The organism is Marilutibacter aestuarii, assembly GCF_006546775.1.
In the GTDB taxonomy this organism is placed as follows: Bacteria; Pseudomonadota; Gammaproteobacteria; order Xanthomonadales; family Xanthomonadaceae; genus Marilutibacter; species Marilutibacter aestuarii.
Map to the genome: position 1 here is coordinate 12,009 of NZ_VICE01000148.1, position 25,019 is coordinate 37,027.

Consider the following 25,019-nt stretch of genomic DNA (forward strand, 5'->3'; position numbering starts at 1 on the left):
CGGGATGTTCCCGTGCCGCGCAGGCACCACGAGGAGACGCATGAGCGCCGAGTACGGCATCCACACCATCGACACCGGCTTCCATCGGCCGCGCTTCGACGCGGCCTACCTGATGGTCGAAGCAGGGCGGGCCGCGTTCATCGACTGCGGCACCAACCACAGCGTGCCGCGCATGCTGGCGGCCTTGTCCGCCCAGGGCCTGGCCGCGGACGACGTCGACTGGCTGGTGCTCACCCACGTCCACCTTGACCACGCCGGCGGCGCGGGCGCGCTGATGCGCGAACTGCCGCGCGCGAAATTGCTGGTGCACCCGCGCGGTGCACCCCACATGATCGACCCGTCCAGGCTCATCGCCGGCGCCACCGCGGTGTACGGCGAGGCGGAAATGGCGCGCAGCTACGGCACGATCCTGCCGATCGCCGTCGAGCGCGTGGTCGAGGCGCCCGACGGCCATGAATTCGCGCTGGCCGGTCGTCCGTTGCGCTGCATCGACACCCCGGGCCACGCGCGCCATCACCTGTGCCTGTGGGACGCGCGCAGCCGCAGCTGGTTCACCGGGGATACCTTCGGCCTGTCCTATCGCGAGTTCGACACCGAACGCGGAGCGATCGCCATTCCGACCAGCTCGCCGGTGCAGTTCGAACCCGAACCGCTGAAGGCCTCCATCCGCCGCCTGCTCGATACCTCGCCCCAGGCGATGTATCCCACCCACTACGGGCGGGTCGAAGGGGTCGAACGCCTCGCCGCGGGCCTCTTCGGGCTGGTCGACGAGATGGTCGACGCCGTCCGCGTCGCCGCGGGCGAGGGCGGCGACGTGCACGCGCGCCTGGTCGAGGCCCTGCGTGCCTTGTACCTGCGGCACTTGCGGGCCCACGGTGTCGTCTTGCCCACCGAGGACATCCTGGAGGTGCTGGGCGTCGACATCGAACTCAACGCACAGGGCTTGCTGGTATGGTGGGCGCGTACGGCGCCTGCCTGAACGGCAGGCCCGTGCGAATGGAAGCGAGCCCCGGGTCTGGGGCGCCCATCACGGGGCGTCGCCGGGGCGGAGGATACGCTGTACCGAACGGACGCCTGCCCCGCCCATGGTCAACCTGCGCCATCGATCGCCGACCACCACCCTCCAGCCGGACACGCGCCGGACGGGATTCATGCTCGATCCGGTGCGCGAAGCGCGGCGGCAGGCCGCGCTCGAGGCCTACCACGTCCTCGATACGCGGCCGGAAGAGGCCTACGACGACATCGTCCGCCTGGCGGTGACGATATGCGCCACCCCGGGTGCGCTGATTTCGCTTCTCGACCACGAACGGCAATGGTTCAAGGCACGCCTGGGCGTCGACGTCGAACAGACCCCGCGCAGCCACGCGATCTGCGACCACGCGATCCGCACGCCCGACCGACTGATGGTGGTGCGTGACACCCGGGCCGATGCGCGCTTCGCGCACATCGACCTCCACCTGGCGGGCAAGCCGATGCGCTTCTATGCCGGCATGCCGCTGCGCAGTCCGGATGGCCATGCGCTGGGTACGGTGTGCGTGCTCGATACCGTCCCGCGTGACCTGGACGCCAAGCAGCGCGAAGGCCTGGAGGTGCTCGCGCGGCAGACCCAGCATCTGCTGGAGCTGCGCCGCTACGCCCACCAGCAACGGCGCCTGCTGGCCGAGCGCGAGGCCGTCGCGCAGGGGCTGGAGGAAGCCCGGGCCGACCTGCAGCGCCGCAACGAACAGCTGCAGCACAGCGCGCACCACGACCAGCTGACCGGCCTCATGAACCGCGTCGGCCTGGCCCAGTTGCGCGACAACGCCGAGGCAATGTCGCGCCTCACCCGCGAGCCGTACAGCCTGATGCTGATCGACGTCGACCACTTCAAGCAGGTCAACGATCGCCACGGCCACCTGCTGGGCGACCGCGCGCTGCAGGCCGTGGCCGACGCGGTGGAACGTTCGATCCGCAGCGGCGACGTCGCGGTGCGCTATGGCGGCGAGGAGATCCTGGTGGTGCTGCCGAGCACGCGCCTGGCCGATGCCGCCGAAGTCGCCGAGCGCCTTCGCGTGCGGGTCACCCAGGCGGCCCTGCCGTTCGCGCTGACGGTGTCGATCGGCGTGGCCGCGGGCGAGCCGGGGACGGCCCTGGCCGAACAGGTCTTCGACCGCGCCGACCAGGCGCTCTACCGGGCGAAGTCGAGCGGCCGCAACTGCGTCGTCGTCGACGACACGCCGCTGCTGGGGTAGGGCTCGCCCCGGGCGGGACTCAGTCCCACTCGGTGGGTGGCGCGCCGCGTTCGGGATGCTTCATCCGGACCACGCAGAAGCGCTGGCCGGTGGGGGCTTCCATCACCCACCAGCGTTTGACGAAGGCGATCCTGCGCGCCCCCAGCGCTTCCAGCCGCGCGGCCTCGGCGTCGACGTCGTCGGATTCGATGTCCAGGTGCACGCGCGAGTCGTGGTCGACCTTCTGCACTTCGATGTGGAGGTCGCCCGGGGTGTCGCCGAACTGCTGGTACTCCGCGCTGTCGTCGCCCGCGTCGCGGTCGGCGATGCGCACGCCCAGCGCCTGGCTCCAGAAATCCGCCGCGGCATCGAGGTCGTCGGTGCGGCAGTCGATGATGAATCCGGCCAGGCGGCTGCGGTGGGACATCGGCGTGCTCCTCGTGGGTTGCCACCGATCCTACGCCTGCCGCGCGGGTCGCGCCGTCGCGCCGCCCGGCCTGCTGACAGCAGGCTGTCAGCAGGGCATCCGGCGCACGACGGCCTGGCGGCCACCGCCACCCCGGTCCGGCCCTAGTTCGGCAGGGCCAGGTCGTCGATCATCGCGCGCAGGAAGCGCGCCGCCTCGCCGCCGGTGCAGGCGCGGTGGTCGAAGGTCACCGACAGCGGAATGACCTTGTGCGCCTCCACGCCACCCATGACCGGGGTCATCTGGTGGCGGCCACGGCCGGCGGCGATGATCGCCACGCAGGGCGGGACGACGACCGGCGTGGCATAGCGTCCGGCGAACATGCCGAAGTTGGACAGCGAGATCGTGTAGCCGGTCAGCTCCGACGCCGGGATGCTGCGATCCTCGACCTGGGTGCGCAGGCGGTTGACCGCCTCGCGCACGCCACGCGCGTCGAGCACGTCGGCGTTGCGCAGTGCCGGCACGAACAGCCCGTCCTCGGTGTCCACCGCGATGCCGATGTCGACATGCGGGTGGAGCGTGCGCGTGAGCTGGTCGCCATCGAACCACGCGTTGAGTGCCGGCACCGCCTTGCAGGCGGCGACGATCGCGCGCACCAGGCGGCCGGTGATGTCGTTCCCGGGGGCCCAGGCGTGGATGTCGGCGTCGTCCGACAGCGTCGTCGGCACGACCTTGCTGTGCGCATCGGCCATCACCCGCGCCATGTTCCGGCGCACGCCCTTGAGCTGTTCGGGCTGGCCGCTGGCGACGGCGCCTGGCGGGCGCGTGCGCATGGGGCGACCGGCCTGCGACAGCGTCGAGCGCTGCGGCTCTTCCCTTCTCCCCTCGGGAGAAGCGGTCCTGGGGGCGGACGCCCCCCCACCCGCGCCCCCCGTCGTGCCGGGAGAGGGGAGCAGGAGGGCGGGATCCGCCGAGGCCTGCTTCACGTCGGCCATCGTGACGACGCCGTCGGCGCCGGTCGCCCTGACCCGCGCCAGGTCGACCTTGAGCTTGCGGGCCATCGCCCGCACCGCCGGCATGGCCTTGACGCCGCCCACGCTGCTGGCCTGTTCGCTGTGCACGGCGTCGGATGACTGCATGGCGCCGACGACGGTACCGCTGTCGGCCCGTTCGGCGTTGGACTTCGCGGCCGGCGTGCCGGCGTCGCTGATCGCACCGCCCTCGTCGGAGGCCACGACCTTGTCGTCCGGCGCCGGATCCTGGCTGCCGACGCTGTCGTGGTCGCCGCCGCCGTGGTGGTGCCCGGTGTCCTGGCCTTCCGCGCGCTGCGGCATCGAGGGATCGACCTCGAACTCGGCGAGCATGCGCCCGGTGACGATCACGTCGCCCGCTTCGCCGGCGAGCTTGAGCACCTTGCCCGACACCGGCGAGGGCACCTCGACGACGGCCTTGGCGGTCTCCATCGACACCAGGTTGTCGTCCAGGCGGATCGTGTCGCCCTCCTTGACGAACCACTCGACGATGGTCGCGTCGGGCAGGCCTTCGCCGAGGTCGGGCAGGTGGAAGGTTTTCTTTTGGCTCATGGGGTTCCCTGGAAGTCGTCGGTCAGCCGTGGGCGAGGGCGCGCCTGGCCGCGGCGACGATGCGATCGACGCCGGGCAGGTACTTCATCTCGAGGCGGAACAGCGGGATGTGGGTGTCGTAACCGGTGACGCGCTCGACCGGCGCGAGCAGGTCGTACATCGATTCCTCGGCCAGGCGCGCGGCGATCTCGGCACCGAACCCCGCGGTCTTGGGCGCCTCGTGCACGATCACGCAGCGGCCGGTGCGCGACACCGACTCGGCGATCGTGGCGAAGTCGAGCGGACGCAGCGTGGCGACGTCGATGACTTCGGCGCTGATGCCCTCGCCGGCCAGTTTCTCGGCCGCCTCCAGGGTCTCCTTCACCTGCGCGCCCCAGGTCACCAGGGTCACGTCGCTGCCGTCGCGGAGCACGTAGCACACGTCCAGCGGCAGGGCCTCGCCGTCGTCGGGCACCACTTCCTTGTACTGGCGGTAGATGCGCTTGGGTTCGAAGAAGATCACCGGGTCGGGCTCGCGGATCGCCGCCAGCAGCAGACCGTAGGCGCGCGCCGGCGAGGACGGCATGACCACCCGCAGGCCCGGCACGTTGGTGAAGATCGCCTCGTTCGCCTCGCTGTGGTGCTCCGGCGCGCGGATGCCGCCGCCCCAGGGCACGCGCAGGACCATCGGGCAGGTCAGGCGGCCGCGGGTGCGGTAGCGGAAGCGCGCGGCATGGCAGACGATGTGGTCGACCATGGGGTACATGAAGCCGTCGAACTGGGACTCGGCGACCGGCTTCATGCCCTGGCTGGCCAGGCCGACGGTGAGGCCGGCGATGGTGGTCTCGTCCAGGGGCGTGTCCAGCACGCGCTCGGGCCCGAACTGCTGCTGCAGCCCGGCGGTCGCGCGGAACACGCCGCCGTTGACGCCGACGTCCTCGCCCAGCACGAGCACGCTGTCGTCGACGCGCATCTCATGGGCCAGGGCCTGGGTGATGGCCTCGATCAGGGTGATCGCCGCGGGGGTGTCGGCCGTGTTCGCGGCGGCGGGCTTGCGGGTGGCGACGGTGTCGTTCATGCGCGTGCCTCCTTCGCCTTGCGATCCAGTGCAATGGCGGCCTCGCGCTGCTCCAGCAGGTCCGGCGGCGGATCGGCGTACAGGAAGTCGAACATCGCCTCGACCGGCTGCACCGGGGTTTCCAGGTAGGCGTTGATTTCGACGTCGACCTTGCGTCCGCATTCCTCGATCCAGGCCTTTTCCTCGTCCTCGCTCCACAGGCCCTGGGCGGTGAGGTAGGTGCGCAGGCGGGTCATCGGGTCGCGCGTCCAGGCGTCCTTGACCTCGGCGTCGTCGCGGTAGCGGCGCGCATCGTCGGCGGTGGTGTGGTCGTGCAGGCGGTAGGTGAGGAACTCGATGACGCTGCCACCCTCGCCATTGCGCGCGCGTTCGGCGCAGCGGCGCATGCCCTCGAGCACGGCGACCAGGTCGTTGCCGTCGACCTGCAGGCAGTGCAGGCCGCCGGCCAGGCCCTTCTGCGCCAGGGTCCGGGCGCCGGTCTGGGCCGAGCGCGGCACCGAGATGGCCCAGCCGTTGTTGACCACGCACAGGATCAACGGCAGCTCGTACGCGCCGGCGGAATTGAGCGCGGCGTAGAAGTCGGTCTTCGACGAGCCGCCGTCGCCGCAGCACGCCACCGCGAGCTGCTTCTGCTTGCGCAGCTTGAACGCCAGCGCGGCGCCGGCCGCGTGCAGGCACTGGGTGGAGATCGGCACCGACCAGCTGAAGTCGTTGCGCGGGCCTTCGAAGTCGTTGCCGCGCTCGTCGCCGCCCCAGTAGAGCAGGATCTCGCGCGCCTGCACGCCGCGCATGAACTGCGCGCCGTACTCGCGGTAGCTGGGGGCGAACACGTCGTCCTTCTCCATCGACGCGCCGATGCCGACGTGGGTCGCCTCGTGGCCGAGGCAGGACGCGTAGGTGCCCAGCTTGCCGGTGCGCTGCAAGGCGATCGCCTTGGTATCGAACGTGCGCACGAACAGCATCTGCCTGAACAGCGGCAGCAGGGCTTCCGGGTCCTTGAAGGCAGGGGGCATGTCGCCGACCGGTTGGCCGTCGGCATCGAGGTATTGCAGGTACTCGATCTCGAACCTTGCAGCGATGGTCATCGCGGGGGATTCCTGTGCAACACGATCTTTCGATCATACCCAAGGGGCGTGGATTCCCCGTTGCGCGCTGCCGCATGCAAGCCGGCGCGAAAACCGCTACGCAAAGGCCGGACGGGGCGGTATGGTGCGGCCCGCGCGGTGCGGTCGCTGCGGTTCAGCGCGTCGTTGCGCCGGTGTCCTCGCGCAGGGCGGCACGCACGGACAGGCCGGCGAGCTCATCGAGCACATCGTCGAGCCCGAGCAGGCCAACGCAGGGCATCGCGCCGCGCGCCTGCAGCTGTCCGGACGCCAGCCGGCGGGCGAGCGCGATCGACGCCGCGCAGGGCACGTACAGGCCGTGTTCGTGTTCGGCGACGAGTTCCCAGCACAGCGAAAGCGGCCGCCCATCGTGGTCGCTGCCCGACAGCGACACGAACATGCCGCTGCAGCCGTCCCCGAGCGGCGCCAGGCGTCGTGCGATCGCTTGCATCGGCCCGGCCAGCGGCACGGGGTCCGGGAGCAGGCCCAGGCGCACCGGCCACGACAGCAGCCAGCCGCCCAGTTGGTAGACGTCCAGGCCCAGCCCGGCGGAGAAGCGCACGGTGGTGAGGTCCGGATGCCGTCGCGGCAGCAGCGCCAGGTCGGGCACGTCGCAGTCGAGCAGCCAGCGGGCGCCCAGGGGCGCGGGGAACACGTGGCGGACCGGGCCCTGCAGCCCATGCGCCACGCCGACGCCGGGGCCGCTTCGCGGGAGGGGACGGCCGCACCACGACAGCACCGAGGCGAGGGTGGCACGGCCGGGCGCCTGCGCGGACGCGGTGATGCCCACGTGGACGCTTTGCAGTCGCGCGAAACGCGGGCGCAGGGCGTCGACCACCGCCCCGCTGAGTGCCGGCACCGAGCTGGCGCCGCTGCAGGCCAGGCGGTCGAGGGCGCGGGCGCGCGCATCAAGCGTATCGATGCCCAGCACGTGCGCACGGCCGTCGGCGAGATCGATGTAGTGCATGCCGGCGTCGAGGGCGGCCTCGGCGACGCCCAGGTCCAGGTGCTGGAACGGGCCCGCGGCATGGATGACCAGGGCGGCGCCGGTCGAACGCAGCCGCTCGGCCAGGCCGGGTTCGCGCAGGTCGACGTGCAGGACGCGCGCACCGCAACGCGCTGCGAGCGCCGCGGCGCGGTCAGGGTCGCGCCCTGCGACCCAGGCCTCGCAGCCCTCGATCCGCGCGATGCGTTCGACGATGAGGCGTCCGAAGTGCCCGTACCCGCCCAGCACCACGACGCCGAATGCCTTGCCTGCCAAGGTGCCCCTGCGTGCCTGACTTTCCCGGAAGGTCGCCATTATCGCCGCGTGTCGCAACGCGTGGCCCCATGCGAAGAAGGCCGCGGGATCGCCGCGGCCTTCGGGGTGTCGCATGTGACGGCGGGATCAGCGACCGCGGTGGCCGATCCGCACGTCCAGGGTGTCGCGGTTATTGCCGCGATCGGGGTCCGGGGTGTCGGCATCCACTTCGGCGCTGAAGTGGAGCACCTGGCCGGGCGGCGACGTGCCGGCGACCACCACTGCGAAGGCCAGCCACTGGATGCGCCGCGGCAGCGCGCCCGGATGGCGGCACTCGGCGCGGAAGCCCGTCGCGGTGTCGGCGAGCGGCGCGCAGGTCCAGCCACGCGGAGCGGCGATGGCGGCGCGACGGGCCGAGGTGTTGCCCTCGACGACGAGCGTGGTGCCCTCGGCGTCGTCGGGGCCGGCGTTGCGCACCGGTACCAGGAACGTGGCGATGGCATTGCCGCGGGTCGCATGGGCCGCGCCCAGCAGGCGGACCGACAGGTCTGCCGAGCCCTGCGCCGCGACCGGGATCGCGAGGCCGGCCTGGTTGTCGCCGTTGGCCGGATCGCGCTGCTGCGAGCGCACGGCGGCGCCGAAGCGCAGGGCATCGCCAGCGCTGGCGACCGGCACGATCGCGTCGATGGCGAACCGGGCCTGGGCGCCCACCTCGAATGCGGCCGTGGTGCAGGTCAGCGTCGTCGTATCAGCGTCCTGCTCGGGCGCGCCGCAGGTCCAGCCCGCCGGCACCGTCGCCGGTGCCGGCACCAGCAGGGCGTCGAACACGAACGCCACGGCCGCCGAGCCGGCCACGCCGGGTCCGCTGTTGGCGGCGGTGGCCTCGAAGCGGACGGTGTCGCCGACCCGGGCCGTGGACGCGTCGGCGCTGGCCTGGATCGACAGGTCGGCGCGGGCGAAGGCCGGCACGGCGATGCTCAGGCGCACCGGATCGTGGTCGGACGAGCGCACCGCGATCGAGGCATCGTCGAAGTTGTCGACGCCGAAGTCGGCATTGACCCGCGGATGGTCGACCCGCAGCATGCCCGCGTCCATCGCCAGCGCCTCGTTGACCAGCACGTGGTCGAGCGTCTGAGCGTTGCCGGCGAACACGTACGAGTAGCGTTCCTGCGGGTCGGCGATCAGTTGCGAACCGTCCACCAGCGGCGTCGTCAGCGGGCTCGGCACCCAGGCCAGGACCTGGTCGGCCGGCGCGGCGTCGCCGCGGACGATGCCCATCACGTCGACGTAGCCGTCGTTGACCTCGAAGGCGTTGAAGTCGCCGACCAGGACGATGCGCTCGCCCGGATCGGCCTGCTGCATCTGTTCGACGAGCCCGGCCAGGTACGCGGCCTGGGCCCCGCGCTTGGCGCGTACGCGATCGCCGCCGGTCGCCCAGCCCGCGCTGCCCGAGCCGACGTCGTCGATGCCGTTGAGCGAGCGCAGGTGGTTGACGATGACCGTCAGCGGATAGCTGTCGGCGCCATCCTGGTGGATGCGCGCGCGCAGTCGCAGCGGCGGGCGGTCGTTGAGCAGACTGGTGCTGCCATCGGGGTTGGCGAGCGTCGCGTCCTTGCCGAACTGGGCGACCTCCAGGACCTCGACGCGCGCCGCGCCGCCATCCACCGGGCGCGTGCTGACGAGGAAGCCGACGTTGATGCCGCCCACGTCGTTGCCCGGCTCCAGGTAGGGCACGTAGCCGGGCGTGGAGGCGCAGGTGGCGTCAACGCGATCGGACAGCAGCTGCAGCACGCGGGCGTTCTCGACTTCCATCACGCCCAGCACGTCGGGCGTCTTGAGGTAGTCGCAGATCGTCGCCGCGGCCTTGGCCAGGCGCTTGTCCAGTGCCTCCGGGGTCAGCGTGGTCGCGCCGTTGCCATCGGCGACTTCGTCGAACAGGCGCAGCAGGTTGAAGCTGCCGACGGTCACTTCGTCGTAGGCAGCGTCGTTCACCGCCTCGGGCAGGCGGCCGCCCGCGACCGTCGGCGGCGTGGCGGCGTCGGGCAGCAGGGCCCAGGTGCCGTCGTAGTAGTCGAGCACGCCCAGCAGGCCCGCGACCTGGGCGTCGGTGTCCACCGAGAGCGGCGTGGCGCCCACCTGGCCCCAACTGCGCACCATCAGGCGCTCGGGGTTGGTGTCGAAGCGCGGCGGGTCCTTGCCGGCCGGGATCGAGATCGCGTCGAGCACGCCGATGCCGGGTTCGCGGAACGGCCGCTCGAGGCCGGGCAAGGTCACGTGGAACACGCCATTGGACGACGCGCTGGCGTCGTTCTCGTCGATGCTGCCGCCCGACGGGGCGATGACGACCGCCTCGGCGACGCTGACCCGCATGCCTTCCAGCGGCTCGAGGCTGGCCGGTGAGGCCGAGGGTCCGAGGACCCCGGCGCCCAGTTCGATCGCCGCGGGCAGGGGGAGGCCGCTGGCCAGCACGTCCACGACCGGGCTGACGAGCTCGGTGATCGCCAGCTGGTTGGGCTTCGAGGACGGGGTGAACTCGGAGACCGTGGCGGTCACCTTCACCCGGTCGCCCACCGCGACGATCGCGCCGGGAGCGCTGGCGGTGTAGACGAAGATCGCATCGGAGGTGGCCGGGTCGCCGTCGTCGCTGGCGCTCTGGATGAAGAAGCCGTCGTTGAACTTGAGCGCGGTGACCACGCCCTCGGTGACGACGTCGCGGTCCGCGTAAGGCGAAGCCAGGCCGCTGCCCTGGATCTGCGCGATGCTCAGCGCGACCGGCGGTTCCGGCGGATCCGGCGGCTCGGCGCCGCTGTTGCGCGGGTCCGGCGTGCCACGGGCGAAGTCGCTGCCGTTGTCGTCGGTGTCCACGCTGCCGTCGCCATTGCGCAGCGCCGCGGACGTGTTGTTCAGCGCCGGCGTCGCCGCGCTGCCCTCGAAGCAGTTGGCGCTGCCGAAACCGACGAAATCCACGACCGTGGCGCCGCCCAGCGGGCAGCTGCCCGAGAGCGCGCCGCCGCCGTTGACCAGGGCCACCTTGCCGTTGCTCGACGAGAGCGTGATCGTGCCGATCGCGTCCGGGGTGGGCAGGTCGGCGCTGCCGCCGGCGCCCTGCGCCTGCTGGACCAGGTAGAAGCCGCCCGGCGCGATGCTGCCGGCCAGCGCGGTGGCCTGCCAGCTGCTGCCGCTGGAGGAGGCGTACTGGACCGACCAGCCGGTCAGGTCGACGGCCGTCGGGCCGTTGTTGCGCAGCTCGATGAAGTCGTTGCGCCAGGTCGAACCGGAGTTGCCGCCGCCGCCATAGACCTGGCTGACGACGACCTGGGCGTTGGCATGGGTGGCCAGTCCGAGCGTGGCCAGTAACAACAGTATCGCCGTCGATCGGCGGTATGGATCGCGCATTGCTCTCTTCCCTGTGGTCGCGAACGCCATACCCCCTGGGCGGAACCGGCCCCGGTTCCGTATGGCGCTGGCCGGACAGGTTGACTGCGGGAAGTTACAGGCGCGTGATGGCGGCGCCGCTACGGGGGGATGCTGCGGTCAGGCGGCTGCCTTGCGGTACCCTTGCGCGCCTGCACAGGGAATCGAAATGACCGTCAAGAAGAACGAACGCGAGCTGGAATCCGGCATCCACACCGACCTGTCGGGCCGGATGAGCTATGGCGGCTACCTGCACCTGGACCGGCTGCTGTCGGCGCAGGCGCCCCTGTCCGATCCCGCGCACCACGACGAGTTGCTGTTCATCATCCAGCACCAGACCTCGGAGCTGTGGATGAAGCTCATGATCCACGAGCTCAAGGCCGCCCTCGGGCACCTGCAGCGCGACGAGGTCTGGCAGTGCCGCAAGATCTTCGCGCGCTGCAAGCAGGTGCTGCGGCAATTGACCGAACAGTGGTCGGTGCTGGAGACCCTCACGCCCTCTGAATACATGGGCTTCCGCGACACCCTCGGCCCGTCCTCGGGCTTCCAGTCGCTGCAGTACCGCACCATCGAGTTCCTGCTGGGCAACAAGAACGAGTCCATGCTCAAGGTGTTCGCCTACGACCCGGATCTCCAGGCCGGCCTGGCCGGGGTGCTGGACGCGCCCAGCCTGTACGACGAGTTCCTGCGCTACCTGGCGCGTTTCGGCCATGCGGTGCCGGCCCGCCACCTGGAGCGCGACTGGCGGCATACCCACGTCCATGATCCGGCCCTGGTCGAGGTGTTCGAGCGCATCTACGAGGACACCGACCGCTTCTGGCGCGAATACTCCCTGTGCGAAGACCTGGTCGACCTCGAGAGCCAGTTCCAGCTGTGGCGGTTCCGGCACATGCGCACGGTGATGCGGATCATCGGCTTCAAGCGCGGCACCGGCGGCTCCAGCGGGGTGGGCTTCCTGAAGCAGGCGCTCGAGCTGACCTTCTTCCCGGAGCTGTTCGACGTGCGCACCTCGATCGGGCCCGCGAGCGGCTACGGCGCGTCCGCGACGGAATAGCCAGGATGGGTCGGGCGCCCCGGGGCTGCTAGGATTCCCGCAGCCACCATCTGCCCGGGCGCCGCTCAAAGGAGTTTCCGTGTCCTCGAATCCGCCTGCCCCCGCCCTGCCTGCGCGCGGCTACGTCACCCGTTTCCTGGACGCCGTGGAGCGCGTCGGCAACCGCCTGCCGGACCCGGCGATGCTGTTCCTGCTGCTCATGCTCCTGGTCTGGGTGGTGTCGGCGATGCTGTCGAACGTGAGCTTCGAGGCCATCGATCCGCGCAGCGGCGAGGCGATCCGCATCCGCAACATGCTCAGCGGCAGTGCGCTGGTCGAATTCATGGCGCAGATGGTGCCGACCTTCGTCAACTTCCCGCCGCTGGGCGTGGTGCTGGTGGCGATGCTCGGGCTGGGCGTGGCCGAGCACACCGGCTTCATCAACGCGATGCTGCGGGCGATCCTGGCGGTCACTCCCCGGCTGCTGCTGACCCCGGTGCTGATCGGCGTCGGCATCCTCAGCCACGTCGCGGTCGATGCAGGCTACGTGCTGGTGATCCCCCTGGGCGCGGTGATCTTCTATGCCGCCGGCAGGCATCCCCTGGCGGGCATCGCGGCGGCCTTCGCGGGCGTGTCCGGCGGCTTCTCCGCGACCATGGGCGTGCCTTCCAGCCTGGACCCGCTGCTGGCGGGGCTGACCCAGGCAGCGGCCCACATCACCGACCCGGGCGTAGTGGTGAATCCGCTGAACAACTACTTCTTCACCACGGCATCGGTGGTGCTGGTGGTGGCGGTGGGCTGGTTCCTCACCGACCGGGTGATCGAGCCGCGCCTGAAGGCCACCGAGGTCGATGGCGATCCTGCCGCGATGCCGACGATGGACGCGCTGCAGCCCGCCGAATCCCGCGCCCTGCTCTGGTCGGGGGTGGCGATCGTGGTGACGATCCTGGCGTTCGTGGCGACCCTGCTGGTGCCGGGTACGCCCTGGGCGGCGTCCGGCGACGACGTGCTGCCCGGCATGAACCCGCTGTTGACCGCCGCCGCGCCCCTGATGCGCTCGATCGTGGCGCTGATCTTCGTGTTCTTCCTGGTGCCGGGCGTCGTCTACGGCTGCCTGGCGGGCACCGTCACCTCGCATCGCGACGTCATCAAGGGCATGAGCAAGGCGATGAGCGGGATGGGCTATTACATCGTGATGGCCTTCTTCTGCGCCCAGTTCATCTACGCCTTCGCCCAGTCCAACCTGGGCGCGCTGCTCGCCATCGAAGGGGCTGGCTGGCTCCAGGCCATGAACCTGCCGATGGGGGTGACCCTGGTCGGGATCGTGCTGCTGTCGGGCTTCGTCAACCTGCTGGTCGGCTCGGCGTCGGCCAAATGGGCGCTGATCGGCGCGGTGATGGTGCCGATGCTGATGCAGCTCGGCGTATCCCCGGACCTGACCCAGGCGGCCTACCGCGTGGGCGATTCGAGCACCAACATCATCACGCCGCTGATGCCGTATTTCCCGTTGATCGTGGTGTTCTGCCAGAAATACGTGAAGTCCAGCGGGATCGGCACCCTGATCGCGCTCATGCTGCCGTTCTCGATCGCATTGCTGGCGCTGTGGACCGCGTTCCTGCTGGGCTTCTGGGCGCTGGGGATCCCGTTGGGCATAGGGGCCAGCCACGCCTATCCGGCGGCATGATCGTCGTTCGCGGCGTCTTGCTGCACTGCAGCAAGCATCGCGGCGGGTTTGACGCCAACATCGCCTAGCGGTTACACCTTGCCGCTGTTGTGCCGGTCCGGGGGAGCCCGTTGGCATGACCTGATCCCATTCAGGCCGCATCGAACGATGCCAGCAGGAGTCCGTAGTCCATGAGTTCCAACCCGACGCCTTCCCTCGAAGAGGGCAAGACCTTCCTCGGCCATCCGCGTGGCCTGTTCGTACTGTTCTTCGCCGAGATGTGGGAGCGCTTCTCCTACTACGGCATGCGCGCGCTGCTGATCTTCTACCTCGTGCAGCACTGGCTGTTCAGCGACAGCGAAGCCTCGGTGATCTACGGCGCCTACACCGCGCTGGTCTACATCACGCCGGTGATCGGCGGCTATCTCGCCGACCGCTACCTGGGCCAGCGCAAGGCCGTGCTGTTCGGCGCGGTCCTGCTGACCTTCGGCCACTTCCTGATGGCCTTCGAGGGCGATGGCGGGCAGGGCAGCGCGGCGCTCAACATCTTCTGGCTGGCGCTGGCATTCATCATCGTGGGCTCGGGCTTCCTGAAGGCGAACATCTCGGTGATCGTCGGGCAGCTCTATCCGCGCACCGACATTCGCCGCGACCCGGCCTATACGATCTTCTACATGGGCATCAACCTGGGTGCGGCGCTGGGTTCGCTGGTCGCCGGTTACCTGGGCCAGACCTACGGCTGGGCCTACGGTTTCGGTGCCGCGGGCGTCGGCATGCTGCTGGGCCTGGTGGTGTTCGTCTGGGGCAAGCCGCTGCTCCTGGGGCGTGGCGAGTCGAGCAATCCCGAGCGCCTCAAGCAGCGCGTGGCGGGTCTCAGCTTCGAGTGGATGCTGTACCTGCTGAGCGTGCTCTCGGTGGGCGTGGTGTGGTTCCTGATCCAGCACCAGGACGCGGTGGGCTGGTTGCTGGGCGTCGCCGGCCTCATCCTCGTCGGCTACGTGCTGTTCACGGCGGTGTTCAAACTGCCCAAGCACGATCGCGACCGGATCCTGGCCGCGATGTACCTGATCCTGGGTTCGATCCTGTTCTGGGCGCTGTTCGAGCAGGCCGGTTCTTCGCTGAATCTCTACACCGACCGCTCGGTGGACCGCCACATCTTCGGCTGGGAAGTGCCGGCGTCGATGTTCCAGTCGCTCAACGCGATCTACATCGTGATGCTGGGTCCCGTCTTCGCGATGCTCTGGATGTGGCTGGCCCGGCACAAGCTGGAGCCATCCGCGCCGGCCAAGTTCGGCCTGGGCGTCGTGCAGCTGGGCCTGGGCTTCCTGGTGCTCGTCGCCGGCGCCGCCGCGGCCGGCACGGGAAATGCCACGCCGGTGCTGTTCATCTTCCTGATCTACCTGCTGCACACGATGGGTGAGCTGTGCCTGTCGCCGGTGGGCCTGTCGGCGATGAACCGCCTGGCCCCGGCCCACATGGCCAGCCTGATCATGGGCACCTGGTTCTTCGCGTCGGCGACCGGCAACTTCGCCGCCGGCCTGATCGCCGCGGCGACCGGTGCCGAGGGTGCGGGTCCCGAGCAGGTGACCGAGGTGTACTCGACGGTCGGCTGGACCGCCGTGGTGGTCGGCGTGGTGATGGTGGCCCTGTCGCCGCTGGTGCGCCGCCTGATGCACCTCGATACCCTCTCCGACGACGGCGGTGCCCCTGCAGGCGCGCGCGAACTCGGCGAGCCTGCCGCGGCCGGCATGAGCGTCGAAGAGGCACGCAAGGAATAGGCAAGGCGCGACGCCTGCACGCAGGGCCCGCCCGCCGGGCCCTGCCCAGGGAAGCAGAAAGCGCCCCTCGGGGCGCTTTTCTTTTGCGTCCTGCCAGTGGCAGCGGCATCGGCCGGGCAGGGCCGATGCCGTCGGTTCAACCGCCCGCCGCCTCGGCCTCGGCCTGCAGTTCGAGTTCGTCGAGCCGGTCGAGCAGGGCGAACAGCAACTCGCGTTCGGCGGCGTCGATGCCGCCGAGCAGGCGACGCTCGAAATCCAGCGCCAGCGGCGCGACCTCATCGTAGATCCGGTACCCGTCCTCGCTCAGGCGCAGCACCGAGCGGCGGCGGTCGTCGTCATGCATTTCCCGCACCAGGCGGCCGGACTCGACCAGGCGCGAGACCGCGCGGCTGACCGCGACCTTGTCCATCGCGGTGCGTTGGGCGACCTCGTTGGCCGACAGGTCGCGATAGCGACCGAGCACGGCCATGACCCGCCACTCGGTGATGCTGAGCGCGAAGCGGTCCGAATACACCTGCGCGATCGCGCTGCTGACGCGGTTCGACAGCACGGAGAGGCGGTAGGGCAGGAACTGTTCCAGGTCGAGCTGGGCATGCCCGTGCGGGGCGTGTGGGGGCCGCGTGTTGTTCATGTTCGGGACTATCGCACCTTGCGCATGGTTTCATTTGTAACTATAAAGGAGGGGCAGGCCCGGCCCGCCGCGACCCCGATCATCCGGGGGCGGCCCCGAGCATACAACCCGTCCATTCGTGCCGGGCCCCGCCGGGGCGCGTGGCACTTCGGTCGCCTTTTTTCGCCTTTACTCCAGGAGTTCGCCATGAGCGCCCAGCCCAACCTCGGCATGGAAGTCACCACCTTCGAGAACCCGATGGGGATCAACGGCTTCGAGTTCGTCGAATTCGCCGCGCCGGCGGGCGAGGGCGCGCGCATGCGCGCCTACCTCGAGAACCTGGGCTTCACCGCGGTCGCCCGGCACACCTCGCGCGACATCACGCTGTTCCGCCAGGGCACGATCAACTTCCTGCTCAACGAGTCGGCCGACTCCTTCGCGTCCGACTTCGCCGGCAAGCACGGCCCGTCCGCCTGCGGCTTCGCGATCCGCTTCCGCAAGCCGACCGCCGAGGTGCTCGAGCACGTGCTGGCCAACGGCGGCGAGAAGATCGACTTCAAGCCCGAGACCGGCGCGGTCGACGCGCGGGCGATCAAGGGCATCGGCGATTGCATGCTGTACCTCGTCGACGACGCCCAGGGCGACCTGTACGCGGACTACGAGCCGCTGCCCGGCGTGGACCAGCACCCGGCCGGTTTCGGGCTCACCTTCATCGACCACCTGACCCACAACCTGTTCCTGGGCAACATGCAGAAGTGGTCGGACTACTACGAGAAGCTGTTCAACTTCCGCGAGATCCGCTACTTCGACATCAAGGGCGCCAAGACCGGCCTGCTGTCGAAGGCGATGACCGCGCCGGACGGCATCGTGCGCATTCCCCTCAACGAGTCCAGCGACGAGAAGAGCCAGATCAACGAGTACCTGCGCGACTACAAGGGCGAGGGCATCCAGCACATCGCCCTGTTCACCGATGACATCTATGCCTCGGTCGAGAAGATGCGCGAGCGCGGCATCGAGTTCCTCGACACGCCCGACACGTACTTCGACGTGATCGAGCAGCGCGTGCCCGGTCACGGCGAGGACGTGCCGCGGCTGGCGCGAAACAAGATCCTGATCGACGCCGACCCGGAGACCAAGCAGCGCAAACTGCTGCAGATCTTCACCCAGAACGCATTCGGCCCGATCTTCTTCGAGATCATCCAGCGCAAGGGCAACGAAGGCTTCGGCGAAGGCAACTTCCAGGCGCTGTTCGAGAGCATCGAGCGCGACCAGATGAAGCGCGGCGTGCTTTGACGGCATGACGTCCTTGGCCCCTCTCCCCACGCGAGAGGGGTTGGGTCGAGCGTGCGGTGCCCAGGGATGAGCAACCCGCCATTGCCGACGAGGACACGGTCGTCCGCGAGGGGCCAGCAGACGGATCCGGAGCGGGCGCCATGGCGTCGGCTTCGCGCAGGCCAGCTCAGTGGACTCAGGTTACGCCGTCAGCATCCCGTTCCACCCTGCATCGTCGAGTTCTATTGCGAAGCGTTGAAGCTTGTAGTGGAGTTGGAGGGATCCCGGCATGACGCTGGGATGGATGCGGGGCGAACTCGCGACCTGGAATCGAAGGGACTCACCGTCATGGGGTTCTGGGAAAGCGAGGCGCTTGCGCAACCGGAAGCGGTGATCGAGGCAACCTTGCGCTTCGCCGGCCGGCGAACCCTCACCCCCTCCCCTCTCCAGTAGGGAGAGGGCTGACTCCAGCGAGATGTCCTCATGCTGCATTCCTGGAACAACGAGACCCTGTATCAGCCTGAAAGCGTGGTCGCGGCGACGTTCAACACCCTCGGCCGCCGGCCCCTCACCCCTTCCCCTCTCCCGGCCGGAGAGGGGTAACACGAGCGAGACTTTGGCCATGTCCGTCAAGAGCAACGGTTACCAGTCCGGCTTCGGCAACGAGTTCGCCACCGAAGCCCTGCCCGGCACCCTGCCGGTCGGGCGCAACTCGCCGCAGCGGGTCGCGCACGGCCTGTATGCCGAACAGTTGTCCGGCACCGCCTTCACCGCCCCCCGCAGCGAGAACCGCAGGAGCTGGCTCTATCGGATCCGGCCGGCGGCGATGCACGGTCGCTTCGAGCTGATCCAGCAGCCGCGCCTGCACAGCCGCTTCGGCGACGGGCCGGTGACGCCGGACCAGCTTCGCTGGAATCCCATGCCCATGCCCGAGGCGGCGACGGACTTCCTCGACGGCCTGTTCACCATGGCCGGCAACGGCTCGCCCGCCGCCCAGCACGGGATCGGCGTGCACGTATACGCCGCGAACCGCGACATGGACGGACGCTACTTCTACGACGCCGACGGCGAGCTGCTGGTCCTGCCGCAGGAAGGCCGCCTGCGCATCGCCACCGAGATGGGCGTGCTCGAGGTCGAGCCGCAGGAGATCGCAGTGATCCCGCGCGGCGTGCGCTTCAGCGTGGCCCTGCCCGACGGGCAGGCCCGAGGCTATGTCTGCGAGAACTTCGGCGCATCGCTCAAACTGCCCGACCTGGGTCCGATCGGCAGCAACGGCCTGGCCAATCCGCGCGACTTCCTCGCCCCGAACGCGGCGTTCGAGGACCGCGAGGGCGATTTCGAGCTCGTCGCCAAGTTCCAGGGCCATCTGTGGCGCGCCGCCATCGGCCACTCGCCGTTGGACGTGGTCGCCTGGCACGGCAACTACACGCCGTACAAGTACGACCTGCGCCGGTTCAACACGATCGGCTCGATCAGCTACGACCACCCCGACCCGAGCATCTTCCTGGTACTGCATTCGCCCAGCGATACGCCGGGGACGAGCAACCTGGACTTCGTGATCTTCCCACCGCGCTGGCTGGTGGCCCAGGACACGTTCCGGCCGCCGTGGTTCCATCGCAACATCGCCAGCGAGTTCATGGGCCTGATCCACGGCGTCTACGACGCCAAGGCCGATGGCTTCTCGCCCGGCGGCGCGTCGCTTCACAACTCGATGACCGGGCATGGGCCCGACGCAGCGACCTTCGAGAAGGCGAGCGCCGCGGATCTGTCCAGGCCCGATGTGATCGAGGGCACGATGGCCTTCATGTTCGAGTCGCGGGCGGTGATCCGTCCCACCGCGCAGGCGCTGGAGGCCGCACACCGGCAGCGCGACTACCAGGCGTGCTGGGCCGGCCTGGGCAAGCACTTCGCGCCCCCGGCCTGACGCGGCACCGGCGGCGTCAGGCGTCGGCGGCCATCGCCGCGCCGGGGGCATGCGGCAGGCGTGCCAGCAGCGCCTCGGGAGTGATCTCCCGCAGGCGCTCGACCACCCGCTGGGTGTAGGACGGGTTGCAGGTGGCGGCGATGCAATCGAGCGACTCCGCGATCGCGTCCATGATCGCCTCCGATTCCCGACACGTCTGCAACAGCGCAGCCTGCGCCACCGCCTCCGGGTTGCGCTGCAACTGCAGCAGGCCGATCACGTACATCTTCGCAGCGACCACCGACCGCCGGCGCGCCAACCCCGCGTCCGCCCCGGGCGGATGCCGCCCGCCGCCCGGGTCGGGCGTGGATGGCACGCTCGCCTGGGACGGCCTGCGTTCCCCGCGGAGCGCCGTCAGCGCCTGGCCCAGCACGCCCCGGGGGGGCGCGACACCGCTCAGGTACTCCTCCGCCAGCAGGCGGCGCACGGCCGCCGTTGCCTCGATGCCGAGCAGCCCCCGCACCTGGTCGAGCGTGCGGTTGCCGTCGCAGATGATGAGGACCCGGCGCTCGAAGGCAGTGAGCGCATCGGAGCGGTCGGACAGCGCTGCGTGCGCCCTCGGCGTCTTGTTGAGCATCAAAGCGGCGATCCCCCTGTTGGCGCGTCCGGACCTTACACGCGCGCGGTGAAATCGCGATGACACGGGCTCTTCGACGCGTTTGCGCACGCCGGCGTGGCGGCTCCACGCCGGCTGCACAAGCGTTCGGGGTAGGCTGTGCGTCGATATCCGCCCCGGCTGCCTGCCGGTGCCCGGGGCGGTCCCGCGATCCACGAGGTATCCGATGAAGTCCTGGGCCACGATCGTTCTCTCCCTCCTGGCGGTGCTTGCACTGGCGGCCTGCAATGCTCCCGAGACCACCGACGCTCCGGGCGCGGGGGAGGGCGCATCGACCGCGTCGCCGGCCGACGAGGCGCCCGATGCGGCGGCGCCCACGCTCGACGACCAGCCCAGCGAAGACGTGCCGCCGGCCACCGCATCGGCCCTGCTGCCGCCGCCGCCGCGGCAAGGCGGCATCGCGCGACTGGACGGCTACGGACCCCTTCGCGTGGGCATGACGGCCGAGGAGGTCGAGGCCGCCTGGGACGAGGACACGCCGCTGGGCGGCGCCGGCGCGCCCACCGGTGGTGCGTGCTACTACCTGTTCCCGGGCACCGATGCGGCCCGGGCGCCCGTTGCGTTCATGATCGAGAACGACACGTTCGTCCGCTACGACGCGCGCAGCGAGACACTGGAGGCACCCGGCGGCGGCCACATCGGCGACACCGCCGACGACATCCGCCAGCGCCATGCCGGCAAGGTCGAGTCGCGCCCGCACAAGTACGTCGAGGGCGGCGAGTACCTGCGCGTCACCGGCGTATCGGGCCAGCCGGGCGTGCTCGTGTTCGTCGTCGATGCCGATGGCCGCGTGACCGGCTGGCACGTCGGCCAGGCGCCGCAGGTCGACTATGTCGAAGGCTGTTCCTGATTCCGCGGGTATCCTCGTGCAGGATTACCCGATCGTCCTCCTGGGGAGCCGCGCATGACCACCGCCATCGTGATGTTCGCCCTGGGCCTGGCCCTGCTCGCGCTCGGGGGCGACTCGATCGTCAAGGGTGCCTCCGGCCTGGCCCAGCGCCTGGGCCTGTCGCCTTTCGTGGCGGGCCTGCTGCTGGTCGCCTTCGGTACCTCCCTGCCCGAACTCGCCGTCAACCTGCAGGCCGTGCTGGCCGGCGAGCAGGCGCTGGCGCTGGGCAATGCGATCGGCAGCAACATCGTCAATTTCGGCCTCACGCTGGGCGCGGCCGCCCTCGCCGCGCCCCTGCTGGTGCGATGGCGCGCGCTGTCGCCGATGCTGCTGCTCCTGTTGCTGGGCACGCTGCTGGTGATCGCCTTCAGCCTGGACGGTGCGCTCGGGCGCCTGGAGGGCGCCGGCATGCTGGTCGCCTTCGTCGCCGTGGTCGCGTTCGCCCTGGTGCGGACCCGGCGGGAGGCACCGGAGGTGCAGGACGCCATATCCGCCTACGCGCGCACCCAGACCGGCCTGGGCCTGAACCTCATCCGTTTCGCGGTGGCCGCGGTCCTGCTCTACTTCGGCGCGCGTCTCGTCGTCCAGAACGCCGCGCCCATCGGCGCGGCGATGGGGATGACGCCGCTGCTGACCGGCCTGCTGCCGGTGGCGATCGCGACCGCATTGCCGGAAATGGCCGCCGCCATCGCCGCGGCGCGGCGCGGGCAGGGCGACATGGTCGCCGGCCATGTGATCGGCTCCAGCCTGTTCAACCTGCTGGTCGTGCTCGGCGCGATGGCGGTCTGGCAACCCGTGCCGATGGCGGCCTCGTTCGTCCACTTCGAACTGCCGGCGGCGCTGCTGTTCGCGCTGATGCTGGTGCCGATGCTTCGCGGCGACCTGCGCATCAGCCGGGCCGAGGGCGGCATCCTGATGCTGGGCCTGCTGGGCTGGATCGCGATGGAGCTGGTGTCGCTCTACGCCTGAGGGCCGGCCGGATCGGGTTCCGGCGAGGCCGCCTGGGCGAATGCGGTGCGTACGTAAGCGGCGCGTTCGATGGCCCCCAGCGCCATGTCGGCGTCGCGATCGACGATTTCCAGGCGCTCGCGAAGGCCGCGCCGGTTGGCGACCTGGATCGCAAGGCCCGGCCTCGCGTTGAGTTCCAGGATCAAGGGGCCACGATCGCGGTCGATGACGATGTCGACGCCCAGGTAGCCCAGTCCGGTCAACTCGAAGCCCCCGGCCGACAGCTCCAGGATGCGGTCCCAGCCGGGGATGGCGACGCCCTCCAACGGCTCCATCGAATCGGGGTGGCGGTCGACCGGCTGCCCGTGCCAGACGCCGTGCGTGGTCCGGCCGCTGGCGATGTCGATCCCGGTGCCCACCGCCCCCTGGTGCAGGTTGGCCTTGCCGCCCGAGTTGCGGGTGGGCAGGCGCAGCATCGCCAGCACCGGGAAGCCACGATGGACGATCACCCGGACATCCGGCACGCCCAGGTGCGAGATCGTGTTGAACACGGCATCGGGCTTGACCCGGTACTCGATCATCGCGCGATCGGGCCGGCCGCCGAAGCTGTACATGCCCGAGAGGATGTTGCCCAGGTGGTAGACGATGTCCTCGCGCGTCATGCGCGTGCCGTTGATCTTCAGGTAGCCGTCGCCGAGGCGGCCGGACACCACCACGATGCCGTCGCCGCCGGCGCCGCAGGCCGGCTTGATCACGAAATCCTCGCGGCCATCGAGCATGCGCTCGAAGCCGCGGGCGTCGTGGTAGCTGGAGACCACGCCATAGAGCTCGGGCACCGCCAGCCCGGCGTCCAGTGCCAGCTGCTTGGTCAGCAGCTTGTCGTCGACGCGCGGATACAGGCGGCGAGGGTTGCGCCGCGCGATGTAGAGCGCGTTGCGCGCGTTCATGCTCAGCACGCCGGCGCGGCGCAGTTCGCTGGGCAGCGCGAACCACCTCATCGCGGCTTGCCCGCCGCCAGCGCGCGGAAGCGCAGCAGCTCGCTGAGCCGGTAACCGGTGTAGCGGCCCATCATCAGGGTGAAGGCGAGCACCAGCAGCAGCACTTCCGGGAACACGAAGACGAAGTACTCCACGCGCTCGTTGTACATCGCCAGGTAGCAGGCGATCGCGACCACGAGGCTGCCCACCGCCTGGGTGATCGCGTCGGCCGGGCCATGCTCCTCCCAGACGATGGAGATGCGCTCGATGGTCATCGCCATGATCACCATGGGGAACAGCGCCACCGACAGGCCGATGTCGAACTCCAGCCGGTAGGACAGCATGCTGACCAGCAGCATCAGCAGGATCACCACGATCACCACCACCGCCAGCCGCGGTACCAGCAGCAGCTTGAGGTGCTCCAGGTAGAAGCGCACCGCCAGGCCCATCGTCACGATCACCGAGAACAGCAGCACGCCGGAGGCCAGGTCGGTCTCGCGGAAGGCCAGTGAGATGAGCACCGGCATGAACGTGCCGAAGGTGCGCACGCCGATGACGTTGCGCAGGATCACGATCAGGAGGATGCCGATCGGCACGAGCAGCAGCGACGCGTATACGTTCTGCACGTGCACGGGCAGGGTGGACAGCGAATAGCTCATGATCGGCGAGTCGATCAGCTCGCCCTTGCGGCCGACCATGTCCAGCGCCGGTTCGAGCTTGCGGCTGGTGGAGAACTGCAGCTCGGCGTGGCGGGCGTTCTCGACCGAAAACAAGGGCGCGTCGCCGTGCCACCACACCAGCAGGTCCGGCGGGTAGCCGTGCGAGGCATCGGCCGGGTTGATCGGGATCCAGCGCTCGCCGTTGTTGACCTCCAGCCAGGGCTCGGGCACGGGGTCGCGCACGCCCTCGGACAGGCGCAGGCCCCATACCATCCGCGCCGGGATGTGCGCGCCGGCGAGGATGTGGATCGCCGCGCGCGTCACGGCCTCGCGCGAGGCGGGCTGCGGGAGCAGCAACTGCACGTTCTCGTCGGGCGACGGACTGGCGAGCATCTTGACCAGCAGCGATGAGAACGTCGCGATGTCGGCCGACTTGCTGCGCACCTCGTCGAGGATCGCCTGCACCGCTTCGCTTTCCAGCCCCTCGTACTCGGGCGTCTCCTCGAGCGCGGGCACGGCCTCGGGCTCGACTTCGCGCGAGTGCCGCGCCACCGTGGCCCGGTAATACAGCGCCTGCTGTCCGCTCGCGCGGCGGATGCTCCACAATGCCAGGCGATTGTCACCGCGGGTTTCGGTCTGCACGCCGTATCCGCGCGAGACGAAGTTCTCGTCCAGGACGATGAAGCCCTCCGGCTCGGCCGGGATGGCGAGTTCGGCCTTGATCGCGCTGTTCTCGGGCTCGAAGCCGAGCCGGGCCTCGATCACCCAGCTCTCGACCTGGTCGGACGGACTCAACGGATAGCCGAGCACGCGCGCCTTGTACCCGATCAGGCCGATCGCGGTGATCGCCAGCAACGCGGCGAGGATCCTCAGGTGCCAGCGTTTCATGCGCGCGCCGTCGCCCTGGCGTCACGCCCGTCGGTCCCGGGGTCGCGCGCGCCCTGCCGGTTGCAGGTGGGGCGCTGGATGAAGGTCTCGCCCGGATCGACGAGGATCACGCCCTCCATGTAGTTGCGTCCCACCAGCACCGGGTAGACGAACGAACTGCGGTCGACGAGGGTGAACTCTTCCTTGCGGTTCACGTGGCCCACGCACATGCGCATCTCCACCACCGGGCGGCGCTGGGTGGAACCGTCGTGACGGCGGATGCGGACGTGGCGGACCAGGCGCGCCTCGAAGGTTTCCTCGACGTCGTGGTCCTCGTCGCGGACCACGAAGCGCACGTGGCGCTTGCCGTCCTTCTTGAATTCCTCGATGTCCTCGGCGGTGAGCGAGGACGTCGTCGCGCCGGTGTCCAGCTTCGCCTTCAGGCGCAGCGGACCGCGTCCAACGTCGACCCACTCGATCCAGCCAAGGATGTCCTTGCGGGTCGCGGTGTCTTCGGCCGCGGCCACGGGCGATGTCGCCAGCAGGCAGGCGGCGCAGAGGCTCAACAGGGCTCGGTGGATCATCGGCACTCCGTGCGGGATGGGTGTGGCGGGTCAAACGCGCAATGCTACTGCGCCGAAGGCCGGATTTCGGCCCGGCACGGGGTGCAATCTACCCGAAATGTGCATCCGGTCGGTGCCGGGACGGCGAAACTGCGGACCCGGCCGCTC

21 protein-coding genes are annotated in these 25,019 nt (G+C 69.9%); 10 read left to right on the forward strand and 11 right to left on the reverse strand.

What is annotated here, in order from left to right; translation table 11 throughout:
* Positions 1–40 precede the first annotated feature (40 nt).
* The gene (locus tag FKV25_RS15160; protein ID WP_141519625.1) at positions 41–979 is read left to right on the forward strand and encodes an MBL fold metallo-hydrolase; all 939 of its coding nucleotides are present in this window, start codon (positions 41–43) and stop codon (positions 977–979) included.
* Positions 980–1,085: 106 nt separating this feature from the next.
* Positions 1,086–2,231 (forward strand): GGDEF domain-containing protein, encoded by a 1,146-nt coding sequence (locus tag FKV25_RS15165; RefSeq protein ID WP_141519626.1) that lies wholly within the window; start codon positions 1,086–1,088, stop codon positions 2,229–2,231.
* Positions 2,232–2,250: 19 nt separating this feature from the next.
* On the opposite strand, the gene FKV25_RS15170 is transcribed toward FKV25_RS15165, so the two are convergent.
* The 6 genes from FKV25_RS15170 to FKV25_RS15195 all read right to left on the reverse strand — a co-directional run bounded on the left by FKV25_RS15170 (position 2,251) and on the right by FKV25_RS15195 (position 10,995).
* Positions 2,251–2,637: a VOC family protein gene (locus FKV25_RS15170; RefSeq protein WP_141519627.1), complete on the reverse strand. Its 387-nt coding sequence runs from the start codon at positions 2,635–2,637 to the stop codon at positions 2,251–2,253.
* A 143-nt stretch (positions 2,638–2,780) separates the two neighbouring features.
* Positions 2,781–4,199, reverse strand: a complete 1,419-nt coding sequence (locus FKV25_RS15175; RefSeq protein ID WP_141519628.1) for a dihydrolipoamide acetyltransferase family protein — start codon at positions 4,197–4,199, stop codon at positions 2,781–2,783.
* 22 nt (positions 4,200–4,221) lie between these two features.
* The gene (locus FKV25_RS15180) at positions 4,222–5,256 is read right to left on the reverse strand and encodes an alpha-ketoacid dehydrogenase subunit beta (protein ID WP_141519629.1); all 1,035 of its coding nucleotides are present in this window, start codon (positions 5,254–5,256) and stop codon (positions 4,222–4,224) included.
* Positions 5,253–6,341, reverse strand: a complete 1,089-nt coding sequence (gene pdhA, locus FKV25_RS15185; RefSeq protein WP_141519630.1) for a pyruvate dehydrogenase (acetyl-transferring) E1 component subunit alpha — start codon at positions 6,339–6,341, stop codon at positions 5,253–5,255. Before pdhA ends, FKV25_RS15180 begins: the two co-directional genes overlap by 4 nt.
* A 154-nt stretch (positions 6,342–6,495) precedes the next feature.
* Positions 6,496–7,620: a saccharopine dehydrogenase family protein gene (locus FKV25_RS15190; protein ID WP_211345461.1), complete on the reverse strand. Its 1,125-nt coding sequence runs from the start codon at positions 7,618–7,620 to the stop codon at positions 6,496–6,498.
* A 126-nt stretch (positions 7,621–7,746) separates the two neighbouring features.
* Positions 7,747–10,995 carry a lamin tail domain-containing protein gene (locus tag FKV25_RS15195; protein ID WP_170218665.1) on the reverse strand — a complete coding sequence of 1,083 codons (3,249 nt, stop codon included), beginning with the start codon at positions 10,993–10,995 and terminating at the stop codon, positions 7,747–7,749.
* Between the two features lie 187 nt (positions 10,996–11,182).
* On the opposite strand from FKV25_RS15195, the gene FKV25_RS15200 reads away from it, so the two are divergent.
* From FKV25_RS15200 to FKV25_RS15210, 3 genes are all read left to right on the forward strand, one after another.
* Complete coding sequence (locus FKV25_RS15200; protein ID WP_141519633.1) at positions 11,183–12,067, forward strand: tryptophan 2,3-dioxygenase; 885 nt, start codon at positions 11,183–11,185, stop codon at positions 12,065–12,067.
* 79 nt (positions 12,068–12,146) lie between these two features.
* Positions 12,147–13,730, forward strand: a complete 1,584-nt coding sequence (locus FKV25_RS15205; RefSeq protein WP_211345462.1) for an AbgT family transporter — start codon at positions 12,147–12,149, stop codon at positions 13,728–13,730.
* A 170-nt stretch (positions 13,731–13,900) separates the two neighbouring features.
* The gene (locus FKV25_RS15210) at positions 13,901–15,487 is read left to right on the forward strand and encodes a peptide MFS transporter (protein WP_141519634.1); all 1,587 of its coding nucleotides are present in this window, start codon (positions 13,901–13,903) and stop codon (positions 15,485–15,487) included.
* Between the two features lie 136 nt (positions 15,488–15,623).
* Here FKV25_RS15210 and FKV25_RS15215 read toward each other — a convergent pair whose 3' ends face one another.
* The gene (locus tag FKV25_RS15215; protein WP_141519635.1) at positions 15,624–16,118 is read right to left on the reverse strand and encodes a MarR family winged helix-turn-helix transcriptional regulator; all 495 of its coding nucleotides are present in this window, start codon (positions 16,116–16,118) and stop codon (positions 15,624–15,626) included.
* 186 nt (positions 16,119–16,304) lie between these two features.
* Here FKV25_RS15215 and hppD point away from each other — a divergent pair, with 186 nt between their 5' ends.
* The 3 genes from hppD to hmgA all read left to right on the forward strand — a co-directional run bounded on the left by hppD (position 16,305) and on the right by hmgA (position 19,293).
* Positions 16,305–17,390, forward strand: a complete 1,086-nt coding sequence (gene hppD / locus FKV25_RS15220) for a 4-hydroxyphenylpyruvate dioxygenase (RefSeq protein WP_141519636.1) — start codon at positions 16,305–16,307, stop codon at positions 17,388–17,390.
* A 66-nt stretch (positions 17,391–17,456) separates the two neighbouring features.
* The gene (locus FKV25_RS15225; protein WP_141519637.1) at positions 17,457–17,822 is read left to right on the forward strand and encodes a DUF559 domain-containing protein; all 366 of its coding nucleotides are present in this window, start codon (positions 17,457–17,459) and stop codon (positions 17,820–17,822) included.
* A 169-nt stretch (positions 17,823–17,991) separates the two neighbouring features.
* The gene (hmgA, locus tag FKV25_RS15230; RefSeq protein WP_141519638.1) at positions 17,992–19,293 is read left to right on the forward strand and encodes a homogentisate 1,2-dioxygenase; all 1,302 of its coding nucleotides are present in this window, start codon (positions 17,992–17,994) and stop codon (positions 19,291–19,293) included.
* A gap of 16 nt (positions 19,294–19,309) precedes the next feature.
* Here hmgA and FKV25_RS15235 read toward each other — a convergent pair whose 3' ends face one another.
* On the reverse strand, positions 19,310–19,909 hold the full coding sequence (locus tag FKV25_RS15235) for a hypothetical protein (RefSeq protein WP_141519639.1): 600 nt from the start codon (positions 19,907–19,909) through the stop codon (positions 19,310–19,312).
* Between the two features lie 205 nt (positions 19,910–20,114).
* Between FKV25_RS15235 and FKV25_RS15240 the strand changes: the two genes are divergently transcribed.
* Both FKV25_RS15240 and FKV25_RS15245 read left to right on the forward strand, forming a co-directional pair.
* On the forward strand, positions 20,115–20,798 hold the full coding sequence (locus FKV25_RS15240; protein ID WP_246072118.1) for a lectin: 684 nt from the start codon (positions 20,115–20,117) through the stop codon (positions 20,796–20,798).
* A 54-nt stretch (positions 20,799–20,852) separates the two neighbouring features.
* Positions 20,853–21,806 (forward strand): calcium/sodium antiporter, encoded by a 954-nt coding sequence (locus tag FKV25_RS15245; RefSeq protein ID WP_141519640.1) that lies wholly within the window; start codon positions 20,853–20,855, stop codon positions 21,804–21,806.
* On the opposite strand, the gene FKV25_RS15250 is transcribed toward FKV25_RS15245, so the two are convergent.
* The 3 genes from FKV25_RS15250 to FKV25_RS15260 are packed head-to-tail and all read right to left on the reverse strand — an operon-like array spanning position 21,797 to position 24,872.
* The gene (locus FKV25_RS15250) at positions 21,797–22,783 is read right to left on the reverse strand and encodes an alpha-L-glutamate ligase-like protein (protein ID WP_141519641.1); all 987 of its coding nucleotides are present in this window, start codon (positions 22,781–22,783) and stop codon (positions 21,797–21,799) included. The two genes, FKV25_RS15245 and FKV25_RS15250, sit on opposite strands and share 10 nt — an antisense overlap.
* Positions 22,780–24,309 carry an inactive transglutaminase family protein gene (locus FKV25_RS15255; protein WP_141519642.1) on the reverse strand — a complete coding sequence of 510 codons (1,530 nt, stop codon included), beginning with the start codon at positions 24,307–24,309 and terminating at the stop codon, positions 22,780–22,782. Before FKV25_RS15255 ends, FKV25_RS15250 begins: the two co-directional genes overlap by 4 nt.
* On the reverse strand, positions 24,306–24,872 hold the full coding sequence (locus FKV25_RS15260; protein ID WP_141519643.1) for an ATP-dependent zinc protease family protein: 567 nt from the start codon (positions 24,870–24,872) through the stop codon (positions 24,306–24,308). The genes FKV25_RS15255 and FKV25_RS15260 overlap by 4 nt, the downstream gene beginning before the upstream one ends.
* Between the last annotated feature and the right edge of the window lie 147 nt (positions 24,873–25,019).